Origin of the sequence: Streptomyces sp. NPDC047869, assembly GCF_040704065.1 — a bacterium.
Classification (GTDB): Bacteria; Actinomycetota; Actinomycetes; order Streptomycetales; family Streptomycetaceae; genus Streptomyces.
In genome coordinates, this window is record NZ_JBEYRK010000010.1 from 111,776 (window position 1) to 125,142 (window position 13,367).

Consider the following 13,367-nt stretch of genomic DNA (forward strand, 5'->3'; position numbering starts at 1 on the left):
TTGCCCACCGGTTGCTCAGCGGTCGTTCCCGAAGGCCGCCGGACGGGTCTGGGCGGCGCGCAGCAGCGCGGTGTCGACCTTCTCGGAGCGGTCGAAGCGGTAGACGCCGTTGCGCTCCTGGAAGACGTCGGTGAGCTGGGTGTAGCAGTAGCCGAACATGTCCGGGTCGTCGAGGAGCACGGCGGTCAGCCCCGTGAAGCGCTCGACGAACTCGGCGGCGGTGCGCGGGCGTTCGCCGTAACCCCAGGAGGCCTCGGTGTCGTCGCCGGCGGCGTTCGCCGCGGCCTGCGGATCCCACCAGACGCCGCCGAACTCGCTGCAGAAGTACGGTTGGCCGCGGTAGGGCAGCGACCAGGGGCGTCCGTCGGGGCCGGCGTTGACGTACGGCCGGTCCTCGGCCAGACCGGCCATCGTCTTGGCGAAGGCGGCCGGGTCCTGCTCGTAGCAGTGGGAGTCGTAGACGTCCGTCTCGGCCACCCGGTGGGCGTAGCCCGAGGCGTCGATCACGGGCCGGCCGGGGTCCGCCTGCTTCGTGGCGAGGAACATCGCGCGGGTGACGTCGTCGAGCCCGGTGACGCGGTCGTGCAGGTGCTGGTAGGTCTCGTTCAGCGGGCACCAGCCGACGATCGAGGGGTGTGAGTGGTCGCGCTCCAGCGCCTCCAGCCACTGGGCGACGTAACTGGCGTCCGGGCGCTGGTTGTCGTCGCGCACACCCGTCTCGCAGCCCCAGTCGCCGAACTCGCCCCAGACCAGGTAGCCGAGGCGGTCGGCGTGGTACAGGTAGCGCTCCTCGAAGACCTTCTGGTGCAGCCGGGCGCCGTTGAAGCCCGCCGCGAGCCCCAGTTCGATGTCGCGGACCAGGTCGGCGTCGCTCGGCGCGGTCATCAGGCCGTCCGCGTAGTAGCCCTGGTCCAGGACCAGGCGCTGGAAGACCGGTTCGCCGTTGAGCAGCAGCCGCTTGCCGTGGATCGCGACCGAGCGCAGACCGGCGTAGGAGCCGACGGAGTCGACCACCTCCCCGCCGGCGTCCAGTACCTCCAGGACGAGGTCGTACAGATGCGGGTCGGCGGGCGACCACACCCGGCGCCGGTCCTCGGGGACGGCCAGCACCAGGCGGGGGGCGAGCCCGAGGTCGGCCCGGGACTCGGCGGTGACGACGGGGCCGTCCGCGTCGCTCAGGGTGGCACGGACCCGGTGGCCGGGTGCGTTCGCGGTGAGCGGCAGCTCCACGTGGATGGAGCCGGAGGCCAGGTCGGGTGTGACGCGCGGGCGCCTGAGGGCGACCGAGCGGGGCACCGGCTCCATCCACACCGTCTGCCAGATGCCGGTCGTACGGGTGTAGTGGCAGTGCGAGTTGGCGTACCAGGTGGCCTGCTTGCCGCGGGCCTGGACGCCGTGCCGGCTGTCCCGGGCGCGCACCACGACGGTCAGCTCCCGGCCCGGGGCGGCCAGGTCGCCGAGGTCCGCGCTGAACGGGGTGAAGCCGCCCCGGTGCCGGGCCACCTCGGTGCCGTCCACCCACACCGTGGTGTCGTGGTCGACGGCCCCGAAGTGCAGCAGAACCCGGGCGTCGGTCCAGTCCTCCGGGACGCTCACTGTGCGCCGGTACCAGACCGCCTCGAGGAAGTCGGTCTCGCCGACGCCCGAGAGTTCCGACTCGGGGCAGAACGGGACGACGATGCGGCCGGTGAGCGCCCGGTCCCTCAGCCCGCGCTCCAGGCCGGTGTCGGACCGGTCGATCTCGAACTGCCACTCGCCGTTGAGATTCAGCCAGGCCGCACGGACGAACTGCGGCCTGGGGTACTCGGGTCGGGGCAGGTCCGTGGGATGCGGGACGGGCATGGTGCTCCTTGGCGTCCGGGGTGCTGTGCTGTGTGGTGCGAGCACATGGCACCATGAGATTTACATCGATGTAAATACCTGGGACGGAAGAGGACGGGACCGGGACCGTCCGCCCGGATCGGCTCGGACCGGGGTCGTGCCCGTCGGTATGATCCACGGCAGGCGGGAGGATGATCGGCGTGGCAGCCAGACCGAGGATCAAGGACGTGGCGGAGTACGCCGGGGTCTCACCCAAGACCGTCTCCAACGTGATCAACAACTTCGAGCACGTCTCGGACCGGACCAGGACCGCCGTGCAGGAGGCCATCGACGCCCTGGGCTACCGGGTCAACATCGCGGGACGCCAGCTCCGCCAGGGCCGTACCGGGATGATCACGCTGGCCGTTCCGGAACTGGACGTCGCCTACTTCTCCGAGCTGGCCAAGCACGTGACGGCCGAGGCGGACCGCCGCGGCCGCACCGTGCTGCTGCACCAGACCGGGGGAGCGCGGGAGCGTGAACTCGCCGCGCTGCACGGCTTCGACGCCCAGTTCTCCGACGGCGTCGTCCTCAGCCCGCTGTCCCTGCTGCCGCGCGACCTCGCCACCCGTGACCGGCGACTGCCCGTCGTCCTGCTCGGCGAGCGCTCCGCGGCCGGCACCACCGACCACGTGGGCATCGACAACGTCCGCGCCGCCCGCGAGGCCACCGAGCACCTGCTCTCCCGCGGGCGCCGGCGCATCGCGGTGATCGGCGGCTCGGTCCGCGGCCGGCAGGGCACCGACCGGCTGCGCACCGACGGCCACCGCGAGGCGCTGGCCGCCGCCGGGCTGCCCTTCGCGGAGGACCTCGTGGTGCCGGTGCGGGCGTACCACTGGCAGGACGGCGCCCGCGCGGCCACCGCACTGCTGGACCGGCCCGCACCACCGGACGCCCTGCTCTGCCTCAACGACCACCTGGCGCTGGGCGCGCTGCGCGCTCTGCACGAGGCGGGCCGGTCGGTGCCGGGCGACCTCGACGTCATGGGCTTCGACGACATCGAGGCGTCCCGCTTCAGCGTCCCCTCCCTGACCACCGTCGCCCCCGACAAGGAGGAGATCGCCCGCAGCGCCGTGTCCCTCCTGCTGGACCGCATCGACGACCCGGAGTCCGGCTCCCCCGAGGACCGGGTCGCGGGTCACCGGGTGATCGTGCGGGAGAGCACCGGCGGCTGAGGGGAGCCGCGGTGGGACGGCTGGGCGCCCGCGCGGCGGGCGACACCCGGGTCATCGGGGCCCCATGTCACTTCGGGGCCTGCCACCGTTCGTCACCCACGGGCGCGGCCGAGCACCGGCGTCACCCACAGGCGTACCCGAGCGCCGGCATCACCCAGGGCGTCTGTGAGCCTGTTGTCACTCGCGGGGCGTGCGCCGGGGCCGCGAACTCCCCGGTTTGTGAACCCGTTTGTCACTCGCGCGCCGAGCGGCCGGCCTCGCTGGGGGGCGTGTGAACCCAGTTGTCACCCACGGGTCGCGCACCGAGTCCGGTGTCGGCCACGGACACACGCTCCCGTCCTCGCTCACGGACGCGCGCGAGTCCGACGACGTGACCCGTAGACCCGCGGGCCCGGCCGGTGTTCACGGGCGCGCGGGCCTACGGGGGATCCGGCAAGCCCGACGTACGGGAGACCGGCAGGGCGCGACGTACCGGAAGACCGGCGGAGCCGCGAGTGGCGCCGGGGCCGCTGGTTCAGAGCACCCGACGCCTGCGTCCCAGCCACGTCTGGGCGATGACGACCACCGCCAGGAAGGCGCCGCTGACCACCTGCTGGTAGGCCGAGTCCAGGGAGCCGATCTGGTTGATGACGTTCTGGATGACCTTCAGCAGCGCCACGCCGACGAGCGAGCCGCTGATGAACCCGAACCCGCCGGTCAGCAGCGTGCCGCCGATGACCACGGCCGAGATCGCCTCCAGTTCCATGCCGGAACCGAGGATCGTCACCCCCGACAGCAGCCACGCCGCGTTCAGCGCGCCCGCGAGGCCCGCGCACAGCCCGGACAGCGTGTAGACGGCGACCTTGGTGCGGGCCACCGGCGCGCCCATCAGCGCCGACGCGTCCTCGTTGCCGCCGACCGCGTACACGTACTGACCGAAGCGCGTGCGCCGCAGCACCACCGCGCCCAGCACGAACAGCGCCAGCGTGATCCACACCGGCACGCCGACGCCGAGCAGCGAACCCTGCCCGAGCCTGGTGAAGAAGGCGCCCTTGTCCACGAGATACGTCCGCGAACCCTCGTCGGTCAGTGCCAGCAGGACACCGCGCGCACCGAGCATGGAGGCCAGGGTCACGATGAACGGGGCCAGCCCCGAACGCGCGATCAGCAGCCCGTTGAGCAGGCCGACGAGCCCGCACACCACGAGCGGCAGCAGCAGCGCCACCAGGGTCCCGTACTGCGAACCCCAAGCCGCGAGCACCCCACCGAGGGCGAACAGCGAGCCCACCGACAAATCGATGCCGCCGGTGACGATCACGAAGGTCATGCCGAGCGCCACGACGGCGAGGAACGCCGACGACAGCGCCATGTTCTCCAGGTTGTCACCGGTCAGGAAGGTGTCGAAGCTCAGCGAGGCGACCACCATCGCGAGCACCAGGGTGACCAGCGCGCCGTGCTGCTGGGCGAGCGCGCTCAGCCGCTCCGAGCGGCTCGCGCCCGGCGGCTCGTCGCCGGCATGGGGGGTGGGGGCGTCCTTCCGCATGGTGGCTTCCCCGGCGTCCGTGGTCATCGCTTCCCCCGTTCGCGTGCCGCGTACACGGCACCGACGATCACCACGGCCTGCGCGATCTGCGTCCACGACGGGGGCAGGTCGTGCTTGATGAGCGTGGTGGTGAGCAGTTGGATCAGTACGGCGCCCGCGACCGTGCCGCCGATGCGGACCCGGCCGCCGCTGAGCGGGGTGCCGCCGACCACCACCGCGGTGATGGCGGACAGTTCCATCAGGGTGCCCAGCGAGGTCGGGTCGCTCGCGGCGAGCCGGGCGGTCGCCAGCACGCCCGCGATCGCGGCCAGCGCGCCGGAGCACACGTACACCACGACCAGCACCCGGCGCACCGGCAGTCCCGCGAGACGGGCGGCCGGCCGGCTGTCGCCGATGGCCAGCAACTGCCGGCCGAACGTGGAGCGCCGCACGACGAACGCCACGAGCAGCGCCAGCGCCGCCGCGATCAGCACCAGATAGGGGACGCCCAGCACGTCCCCGGAGCCGAGGGACGCGAGGCCCGGGTCGTGGACGTCCTTGAGCTGGGGGAGGAGCACCAGGGCGAGCCCGCGGGCGGCGACCATCAGGGCGAGCGTGGCGACGATCGGCTGCACACCGACGAAGGCGACCAGCGCCCCGCTCGCGAGGCCGGCCACCACGCCGCCGACGACCGCGATCAGCGTGGCGATCCACGGTCCGTAACCGAGGTACAGCGACAGCAGTGAGGTGGACAGCGCCATCACCGAGCCCACCGACAGGTCGACGCCCTCGGTGCCGATGGCGAGCGCCATGCCGAGGGCCACGATCAGCACGGGCGCGACCTGCACGGCCTGGGTGCGGAAGTTCGCCGCGGAGGCGAAGTGCGGGGTGAAGACGAAGTTGAACAGCAGCAGGACCACCACACCGCCGTACACGCCGTAGTCCTGGAGCAGGCGCAGCGCCCGGTCCCGGTCCACCGTGCCCCGGGCGACGCTCAGTTCAGTCATCGTGGCCTCCGGCCGGTACGGCGGCGATGGCGCGCATCAGCTCGTCCTCGGTGACGGCGTCGCCGGTCAGCTCGCGTACCACCGCCCCGTCCTTGAGGACGATCACGCGGTCGCTGCCCTCGATCAGTTCCTCGGTGTCGGAGGAGATCAGCAGCACCGCCAGGCCGTCGTCGGCCAGTTCGTCGACGAGTGCCTGCACCTCCGCCTTGGCCCCCACGTCGATGCCCCGGGTCGGCTCGTCCAGCAGCAGCACCTTGGGCTGCAGGGCGAGCCACCGGGCGAGCAGCACCTTCTGCTGGTTCCCGCCGGACAGTTCGCCCACCTTCTGGTGCGGGCCGGCCGCCTTGATGCGCAGCCGCTTCATGAAGGTGTCGACGATCCGGTCGACGCGGGCGTCGTCGACCAGGCCGAACCGGGACAGCCCCGGCAGTGCGGCCAGCGCGATGTTCTCCCGCACCGACAGGCCCGGCACGATGCCCTCGGTCTTGCGGTCCTCCGGGAGCAGGCTGATGCCGGCCCGGATCGCCGCCGCGGTGGAGCCGGCGCGCACCGGCTCACCGGCCACCACGACCCTCCCGCCGTCGACGGGCAGGGCGCCCGCGATGGCCTTCGCGGTCTCGCTGCGTCCCGAACCGAGCAGCCCGCCGAGCCCGACCACCTCGCCCGGACGCAGGGACACCGACACGCCGTCCAGCTGATGACGGACGCTCAACCCCTCTGCTTCGAGCACCGGTTGGGCCGACGCGTCGTGGGAGCCGGAGAACTTGGTGAGCCCCTCCTCGCGCACCTCGCCGATCTCCCGCCCGAGCATGAGGGCGACCAGCCGCAGCCGGTCCAGCTCGGCGAGCCGGCCGGTGTGCACCACCCGGCCGTCCCGCAGCACGGTGACCGCGTCGCAGATCTCGTACAGCTCGTCCATGCGGTGACTGACGTAGATCACCGCGATGCCCCGCTCCCGCAGGGTGCGGATCACCCCGAACAGCGTGCGCACTTCGCGGGGTTCCAGCGAGGAGGTCGGCTCGTCCATGATCACGACCCGGGCGTCGATCGCCACCGCGCGTGCCAGCGCGACCATCTGCTGTGCGCCGACGCCCAGTTCACGCAGCGGGCGGCGGACGTCGACCCGGATGCCCATCCCGCGCAGGGTGTCCTCCGCCTCCCGGTGCATCCGGCGGAAGTCGATCAGGCCCAGCCGGCCGCGTGGCTCGCGGCCGAGGAACAGGTTGCGGGCCACGCTCATCAGCGGGACGAGGTTGACCTCCTGGTAGATGGTGGAGATCCCCGCCTGCTGCGCCTGGAGCGGCGTGGCGAAGCGGACCGGTGAGCCGTCGTAGGACATCTCGCCGGCGTCGGGCTGGTACACGCCGGTGAGCACCTTGATCAGGGTCGACTTGCCCGCGCCGTTCTCGCCCACCAGGGCGTGCACCTCCCCGGCGCGGGCGGTGAAGTCCACCTCGGACAACGCCCGTACGCCGGGGAAGGTCTTGCACAGTCCGGTGACGTCAAGCATCTCAGAAGGCCTTGCCCAGGTCGGACTTGGCGTTGGCCTCGGTGTAGGAGCTGTCCTGGATGACGATGTCCTGGGCGACCTTCTGGCCCTGGGTGAAGCTGTCCAGGGTCTGGAAGGCCAGCGGCCCGAAGCGCGGGTTGGACTCGATCACACCGGAGATCCAGCCGTCCACGATGCCCTGCACGGCGTTGCGGGTGCCGTCGATCGTCACGATCTTCACATCACCGGGCTTCTTGCCCGCGCTCTTGAGGGCGTTGACCGCGCCGAGGCCCATCTCGTCGTTCTCGGCGTAGATGCCCTTGATCCCCGGCTTGGACTGGATCAGGTTCTCGGTGACCGACTGGCCCTTCTCCCGGGCGAACTCGGCGGTCTGCCGGAACACGATCTTCAGACCCGGGGCCTTCTCCTTGACGCGGTCCTCGAAGCCCTTGGTGCGTTCGGTGGTGACGTTGTTGCCGGCCGCGCCGAGCAGGATGGCGATCTCGCCCTTGCCGCCGGTCGCCGCGATCATCTGGTCGGCCGCCCGCTTGCCCTGCTCGACGAAGTCGGAGCCGATGAAGCTCACGTAGTCCTTGCAGGCGGTGGCGTTGATCTTGCGGTCGACCGTGACGATCGGGATGTGCTTGGCGGCCGCCGTGCGCAGCACGGGCTCCCAGCCGTCCGAGTTGAGCGGCGCGATGACCAGGAGGTCGGCGCCCTTGGCGATGAGGTCCTGGACGTCGCTGATCTGCTTGGAGAACTGCGACTGGGCGTTGGCGGTGAGCAGTTTGACGCTCCGCTTCTGGGCCTCCGCCTTGATGGAGGCGGTCTCCGCGATCCGGAAGGGATTGGCCTCCTTCTCGGACTGGGAGAACCCGACGGTGGCGGACTTCAGGTCCAGCTTCTTGCCGCCGTAGGCGTCGATGGCGCAGGCCGGTCCTGAACCGCCGCTCGGGGAGGCGACGACCTGGCCGGCGTCCTTGTCCTGCGAGGCGGCCTTGTCGCCGCCGGAGTCGTCCTCCGACTTGGCGCATCCGGTCATGAGGGCCAGGCTCGTGACGAGTCCGGCGGCGATGAGGGTCCGCGTGCAGGTGCGGCGCAGTGGTGCTGTGGGCTTCATGGGAGTCCCCAAACGGCGTGGCCCCGGCGCGCCGTTGGCGCTCACGGGGGGTAGGACGGCTTGCGGTCAACTCGGCGTGCACGTCGTTCAGGGGAGGTTTTTACATCGTTGGAAGAGCGCTGTAAACCCTCCCGTCCGAAATCCCGGCCACGCGCCCGCCGTTCCGCCTCACCGCCGACCGAGCGTGCTCTCCCGCTCCACCAGCCGGAACTCGGCGACGAGTTCGCGTCCGCCGGGCTCCTCGCGCCCCGACAGACTGCGCAGCAGCGAGCCCACCGCCATGCGCGCGATGGCCTGTTTGTCCGGCGCGATCGTGGTGAGCGACACCGCGCCGAAACGGCCTTCGGCGATGTCGTCGAAGCCCACCACGGCGACGTCCCAGGGCACCCGCAGGCCCCGCTCGTGCAGCACCCGCATCGCACCGATCGCGATCAGGTCGTTCAGCGCGAACACCGCGTCCGGCCGCACGCCCGAGTCGAGCAGCTCGGCCATGGCCCGGGCGCCGTCGTCCCGGTCCCAGCCGCCGACCGGGACGACCAGGTCGTCCGGCGCCGGCACCCCGGCCGCCGCCAACTCCTCGCGCCAGCCCACGAGTCGCAGGTGGGCCGGGCGGTTGGCGGAGTCCGTGCGGGCGCCCAGGTAGGCGATCCGGGTGCGGCCCCGGCTCAGCAGATGGCGTACCGCGGCCCGGGCGGCGGCCACGTTGTCGATGGCGATGTGGTCGTGCGGGGCGTCGTACTCGCGCTCGCCGAGCAGCACCAGCGGAACGTCGTCGGACCGCCCCTGCAGGTCCTCGGCCTCCAGCTCCAGCGGGCTGAGGATGAGCCCGTCGATCACCCGGGCCCGGAAGCCCTGGCTGACCAGCACCTCCTGCTCGCGCCTGCCGCGGGTGTGGTCCAGCAGCACGGTGAACTCGTGTTCCGCCGCCGCGTCGACCACCGCGCCCGCCAGTTCGGCGAAGTACGGGTTGCCCAGCTCCGGCACGGCCAGCGCGATGATGCCCGTGCGGCCCTTGCGCAGGTGCCGGGCGGTCAGGTTCGGCCGGTAGCCGAGCTCGTCGATGGCCTGCTGCACCCGGGACCGCATCGCCGGTGTGACGTGCGGATAGTTGTTCACGACGTTGGACACGGTCTTGATCGAGACGCCGGCCCGCTCGGCCACGTCCTTCAGGCTGACCCGCAAGGGGATCTCCTCGGCATCGATGGGTGCTCCGAAGGGCGGAGCCATGTCATGACTCTGGACAGCGGCCGGGAGCCGTGCTCTCATGCCAACTGCCGTGCTTCCAACGTTGTACAGACTGAAGCAGAGAGCCGCCACCCTTCCTCAGCCATAGGGAGATCCGTGCGCACCAGATCACTCCGACATCGACTGTCACTCCTCCTAGCGGCCGCCCTCGGCGTGGCCGGACTGACCGCGGCACCCAGCGCCACCGCGGCGGACGACCCCGTCGAGGTCCACGGCCTCAAGGGCGAGTACTACACCCAGTCGGCCCCCGGAGCCTTCGACTTCGACCAGCTCAAGGCCACCGGATTCGACCCGAAACTCGACTTCGACTCCCTGGAGTCCCGCCTGAACTCGGCCACCGGCCGGTCGGACGACGTCAGCGTCCGCTGGACCGGCCGGGTCGTGCCCGAGAAGACCGGCGCCACCACCTTCTCGATCATCGGCGACAACGGATTCCGCCTCTGGGTCGACGGCAGACTCGTCATCGACCACTGGGTCGACGACTGGGACCGCGAACAGACCGGCACCCCGGTCGAGTTGACCGCCGGCAAGGCGTACGACATCAAGGTCGAGTACTTCGAGCACTACGGAGGCTCCAACCTCCACCTTCGCTGGACGCCGCCGGGCGGCACCAAGACCGCCGTACCGCAGTCGGCGTTCCTGCTGCCCGAGGGATACGCCTACGACGGCGCCATCGCCACCACCGTCCTCAAGGACGGCCGCACCCTGCGGCTCGACTTCGCCCAGGCGTTGGCCAAGCCCACCGCGGCGCTGACCAGCCACCTCGACGCCGTCATCGGCGGCGCCACCTGGCCGCTCGGCAGTGCCCGGCTGGACCCCGCCGACCCCAGATCCCTGCTGGTCTCCCTGAAGGAACCGGTCGTCGGCAACAAGACCGGCACGGCGCCCGGCCTGGCGGACGTCCGCTACGACGGCGAGGGCGGACTCACCGGCGAGAATGGCAACGTTGTCAGCGCGTTCTGGAGCAGTGGCGGCAACCACTCCACCTACGAACTGCGCACCAAGTGGGCCGACGACGTCACCCCGGCCAACGCCCACCGCGAGTACCCCCGGCCGCAGTTGACCCGGGACGCCTGGCAGAACCTCAACGGGAGCTGGCAGTTCGCCGCGGCCAAGCAGGGCGAGCAGCCGCCGGTCGGCCGCACCCTGGGTGAGCGGATCCTGGTCCCGTACCCCGTCGAGTCCCAGCTCTCGGGCATCGAACGGCACGAGGACCGCATGTGGTACCGGCGCACCTTCACCGTCCCGGCCGGCTGGAAGGTCGGCGACGCGAAACGGCTCCAGCTGAACTTCGGCGCCGTCGACTGGCAGGCCGAGGTCTACGTCAACGGCACCAAGGTCGCCGAACACAAAGGCGGCTACGACAAGTTCAGCGCCGACATCACCGACGCCCTGAAGCCCGGCCGCACCCAGGAACTGATCGTCGGCGTCTACGACCCGACGGACGCCTCGGGCGGCGAGAACCCGCCGATGGGCAAGCAGCGCCTGGGCCCGAGCGGCATCTGGTACACCCCGTCCTCCGGTATCTGGCAGACCGTGTGGCTGGAACCCGTCGCCTCCGACCACGTCGACCAGCTGAAGCTGACCCCGCACGTCGACACCGGCACGCTCACCGTCGAGCCGCAGGGCGTGCGCGACGGCGTACCGGTCACCGCGACCGCGTACGAGGGCAGGCGCCGGGTGGCCACGGTCACCGGCAGCACCGGCGGCCCCCTCACCCTGAAGATCCCGAAGGCCCGTCTGTGGTCGCCGGACGATCCGTTCCTCTACGACCTCAAGGTGAAGGTCGGCGAGGACCGGGTGGGCAGCTACTTCGGGATGCGCTCCATCGCCGTGGAGAAGGTGAACGGCGTGCCGCGCACGGTCCTCAACGGCAAGCCGGTCTTCATGATGGCCACCCTCGACCAGGGCTTCTGGCCCGACGGCCTGCACACCGCGCCCAGCGACGAGGCCCTGGCCTACGACCTGAAGACGCACAAGCGGATGGGCTTCAACTCCGTCCGCAAGCACATCAAGGTCGAACCCGACCGCTGGTTCTACTGGGCCGACCGGCTCGGCCTGCTGGTGTGGCAGGACATGCCGGCCATGACGGCCGGGGTGAACCCGTCGACCGCCGCCCGCGCCGAGTACGAGCGGGAGATGAAGCAGATGATCGACGAGCACATCAGCAGCCCGTCGGTCGTCATGTGGGTGGTCTTCAACGAGGGCTGGGGCCAGTACGACATCGGCCGCGTCGCCTCCCAGGCCAAGGCCTGGGACCCCACCCGCCTGGTGAACAACATGTCCGGCCTCAACCTGGGCGCGGACGGCGGAGCCGGCGACATCATGGACGAACACGGCTATCCGAGCCCGGCCCTGCCACCGCATCCGGACGGGCAGCGTGCCCTGGTCGCGGGCGAGTACGGCGGTCTCGGCCTCGCGGTGCCGGGCCACGCCTGGTCGGTGCAGCAGTCCTACGTGGACGTCGACCCCAGCACCTACACCGACGACTACCTGAAGAAGCTCGGCGAGGTGCACGCGCTGGCCTGCAAGGGCGGCAACGGCGCCGTCTACACGCAGATCTCGGACGTCGAGGGCGAGCTCAACGGCCTTGTGACGTACGACCGCAGGGTGACCAAGCCCGACGTGCGGCGCATGAAGGCGGCCCAGGACGCGCTGATCGACGACGCGTCCCGGGCGGTCGTGGCGGGCTGCGCCTGACCTCGGGGCCACGGCGGCCGTCGCCTCCCCGCGAACCGCCGTGGCCGCACCCGGGGTCGCCGCCGTGACCGTCCCCGGCCCGGTCCGTCCACCGCATCGACGGCGGGTGGACCGGGCCGGACGGGCCCGTACGGGCGAGGAATGGGCGGTTCCGCGCGCCTGCCCCGGCGTTCAGGGGGCAGACGGGGCAGGGAAGGAACCTTCCAGGAGAGGAATCCACCCATGCTCGGCATAGGCGCGGCAGTACTGTTCTTCATCTCATTCCTGATCAACGCGGCGGACCTCAGCACCAACGACACGTTCTCCTCGGTCAACGTCATGCTGCTGGGCCTGACCCTGCTGGCGCTGCACGTGGCGGGCATCGGCTCCACCTGGTCCCGCAGACGCTGAGCCCGACGTGGGAGCGGCCGGTGACGACCCGTCACCGGCCGCTCCGCGTTCTCAGGGCCGCCGCCCCCAGGCCATCACCATGCCGGGGCCCAGTTCGGCGAACCGGGGCGAGGCCAGGTAGTCCAGTGCCTCGTCGATGACGGCGCCGTCCACCCGGCCGGTGGCCTCCAGCTCGGGCCGCATCCGGCTCCACGTCTCGGACCAGAAGAGGGCGAGGGGGCTGCCCGCGACCATCGGCGGGCAGAAGAGCTCCGCCGCGACGTCGCACAGGCCCTCCTCCCGCAGGAAGCGCGGGTACGCCGGGACGGACGACGTGTCGGTGCCGATCGTCGATCTCAGCGCCTGCCACATGGCGTCCATGACCCGGCGGTAGGCCGACGAGGTGTCCAGCGGATCCGGTACCTCGACGGCATCGGCGAGCACCAGCCGGCCTCCGGGTTTCAGCCATCCCGCGAGCCGCGAGACGATCCCGCGCCGCCCGGGGAGGTGCATGAGCACGAACCGGGCGTGGATCAGGTCGAAGGCGCCGGGCCGGAGACTCCCGTCCGTGAGGTCGGCGGTGAGCACGCGCAGCCGAGGATCCGTCAGGGTGCTCAGACCGCTGGTGTCCCGGTCCAGCGCGACGACCTCCGCCGCTCCCGCCTCCTCCAGCAGCCAGCGGGTCACCGTGCCGGTCCCCGCCCCGACGTCCAGGCAGCGGGCTCCGGGGCCCACGCCGAGCGCCCGGAGCCGCCCGGTGGTGACGGGGTCGTACGCCAGGGCGGCGGCGTCGATGCGCTCGGCCTCCCGGGGATGTCCCGGCTCGAAGAGCGTCTCTCCGTAGTGGCCGTCGCCTGCCGCCCCGCCGGGCGGTGGCACACCGGTCACGGCCGGGCCTCCC

The 13,367-nt window shown here is 71.5% G+C and carries 10 protein-coding genes; 3 read left to right on the forward strand and 7 right to left on the reverse strand.

Going from position 1 to position 13,367, the window contains the following annotated elements:
• Positions 1-15: 15 nt before the first annotated feature.
• Positions 16-1,842 carry a sugar-binding domain-containing protein gene (locus AB0924_RS15595; RefSeq protein WP_366911655.1) on the reverse strand — a complete coding sequence of 609 codons (1,827 nt, stop codon included), beginning with the start codon at positions 1,840-1,842 and terminating at the stop codon, positions 16-18.
• Between the two features lie 170 nt (positions 1,843-2,012).
• Between AB0924_RS15595 and AB0924_RS15600 the strand changes: the two genes are divergently transcribed.
• Positions 2,013-3,035 carry a LacI family DNA-binding transcriptional regulator gene (locus AB0924_RS15600; protein WP_358934103.1) on the forward strand — a complete coding sequence of 341 codons (1,023 nt, stop codon included), beginning with the start codon at positions 2,013-2,015 and terminating at the stop codon, positions 3,033-3,035.
• A 514-nt stretch (positions 3,036-3,549) separates the two neighbouring features.
• Here AB0924_RS15600 and AB0924_RS15605 read toward each other — a convergent pair.
• The 5 genes from AB0924_RS15605 to AB0924_RS15625 all read right to left on the reverse strand — a co-directional run bounded on the left by AB0924_RS15605 (position 3,550) and on the right by AB0924_RS15625 (position 9,334).
• A complete protein-coding gene (locus AB0924_RS15605; RefSeq protein ID WP_366911708.1) occupies positions 3,550-4,557 on the reverse strand; it encodes an ABC transporter permease in 1,008 nt (335 codons plus the stop codon).
• Between the two features lie 23 nt (positions 4,558-4,580).
• Positions 4,581-5,543 carry an ABC transporter permease gene (locus AB0924_RS15610; protein ID WP_358934106.1) on the reverse strand — a complete coding sequence of 321 codons (963 nt, stop codon included), beginning with the start codon at positions 5,541-5,543 and terminating at the stop codon, positions 4,581-4,583.
• Positions 5,536-7,053 (reverse strand): sugar ABC transporter ATP-binding protein, encoded by a 1,518-nt coding sequence (locus AB0924_RS15615; protein ID WP_358934108.1) that lies wholly within the window; start codon positions 7,051-7,053, stop codon positions 5,536-5,538. The genes AB0924_RS15610 and AB0924_RS15615 overlap by 8 nt, the downstream gene beginning before the upstream one ends.
• A gap of 1 nt (position 7,054) precedes the next feature.
• Positions 7,055-8,152 (reverse strand): ABC transporter substrate-binding protein, encoded by a 1,098-nt coding sequence (locus AB0924_RS15620; protein ID WP_366911657.1) that lies wholly within the window; start codon positions 8,150-8,152, stop codon positions 7,055-7,057.
• Positions 8,153-8,320: 168 nt separating this feature from the next.
• Positions 8,321-9,334: a LacI family DNA-binding transcriptional regulator gene (locus AB0924_RS15625; RefSeq protein WP_366911709.1), complete on the reverse strand. Its 1,014-nt coding sequence runs from the start codon at positions 9,332-9,334 to the stop codon at positions 8,321-8,323.
• Positions 9,335-9,493: 159 nt separating this feature from the next.
• Between AB0924_RS15625 and AB0924_RS15630 the strand changes: the two genes are divergently transcribed.
• Positions 9,494-12,097, forward strand: coding sequence for a PA14 domain-containing protein (locus AB0924_RS15630; RefSeq protein WP_366911658.1), 2,604 nt, complete (start codon positions 9,494-9,496; stop codon positions 12,095-12,097).
• Between the two features lie 222 nt (positions 12,098-12,319).
• Positions 12,320-12,487 (forward strand): hypothetical protein, encoded by a 168-nt coding sequence (locus AB0924_RS15635; protein WP_358934114.1) that lies wholly within the window; start codon positions 12,320-12,322, stop codon positions 12,485-12,487.
• 51 nt (positions 12,488-12,538) lie between these two features.
• Here AB0924_RS15635 and AB0924_RS15640 read toward each other — a convergent pair whose 3' ends face one another.
• Positions 12,539-13,354, reverse strand: a complete 816-nt coding sequence (locus tag AB0924_RS15640) for a class I SAM-dependent methyltransferase (RefSeq protein ID WP_358934116.1) — start codon at positions 13,352-13,354, stop codon at positions 12,539-12,541.
• Between the last annotated feature and the right edge of the window lie 13 nt (positions 13,355-13,367).

Excerpts from the sequence above, each read along its gene's own strand:
- AB0924_RS15635 (WP_358934114.1), top strand. The coding sequence starts at position 12,320 with ATGCTCGGCATAGGCGCGGCAGTACTGTTCTTCATCTCATTCCTGATC.
- AB0924_RS15615 (WP_358934108.1), bottom strand. The coding sequence starts at position 7,053 with ATGCTTGACGTCACCGGACTGTGCAAGACCTTCCCCGGCGTACGGGCG.
- AB0924_RS15605 (WP_366911708.1), bottom strand. The coding sequence starts at position 4,557 with ATGCGGAAGGACGCCCCCACCCCCCATGCCGGCGACGAGCCGCCGGGC.
- AB0924_RS15600 (WP_358934103.1), top strand. The coding sequence starts at position 2,013 with ATGATCGGCGTGGCAGCCAGACCGAGGATCAAGGACGTGGCGGAGTAC.
- AB0924_RS15620 (WP_366911657.1), bottom strand. The coding sequence starts at position 8,152 with ATGAAGCCCACAGCACCACTGCGCCGCACCTGCACGCGGACCCTCATC.
- AB0924_RS15610 (WP_358934106.1), bottom strand. The coding sequence starts at position 5,543 with ATGACTGAACTGAGCGTCGCCCGGGGCACGGTGGACCGGGACCGGGCG.
- AB0924_RS15595 (WP_366911655.1), bottom strand. The coding sequence starts at position 1,842 with ATGCCCGTCCCGCATCCCACGGACCTGCCCCGACCCGAGTACCCCAGG.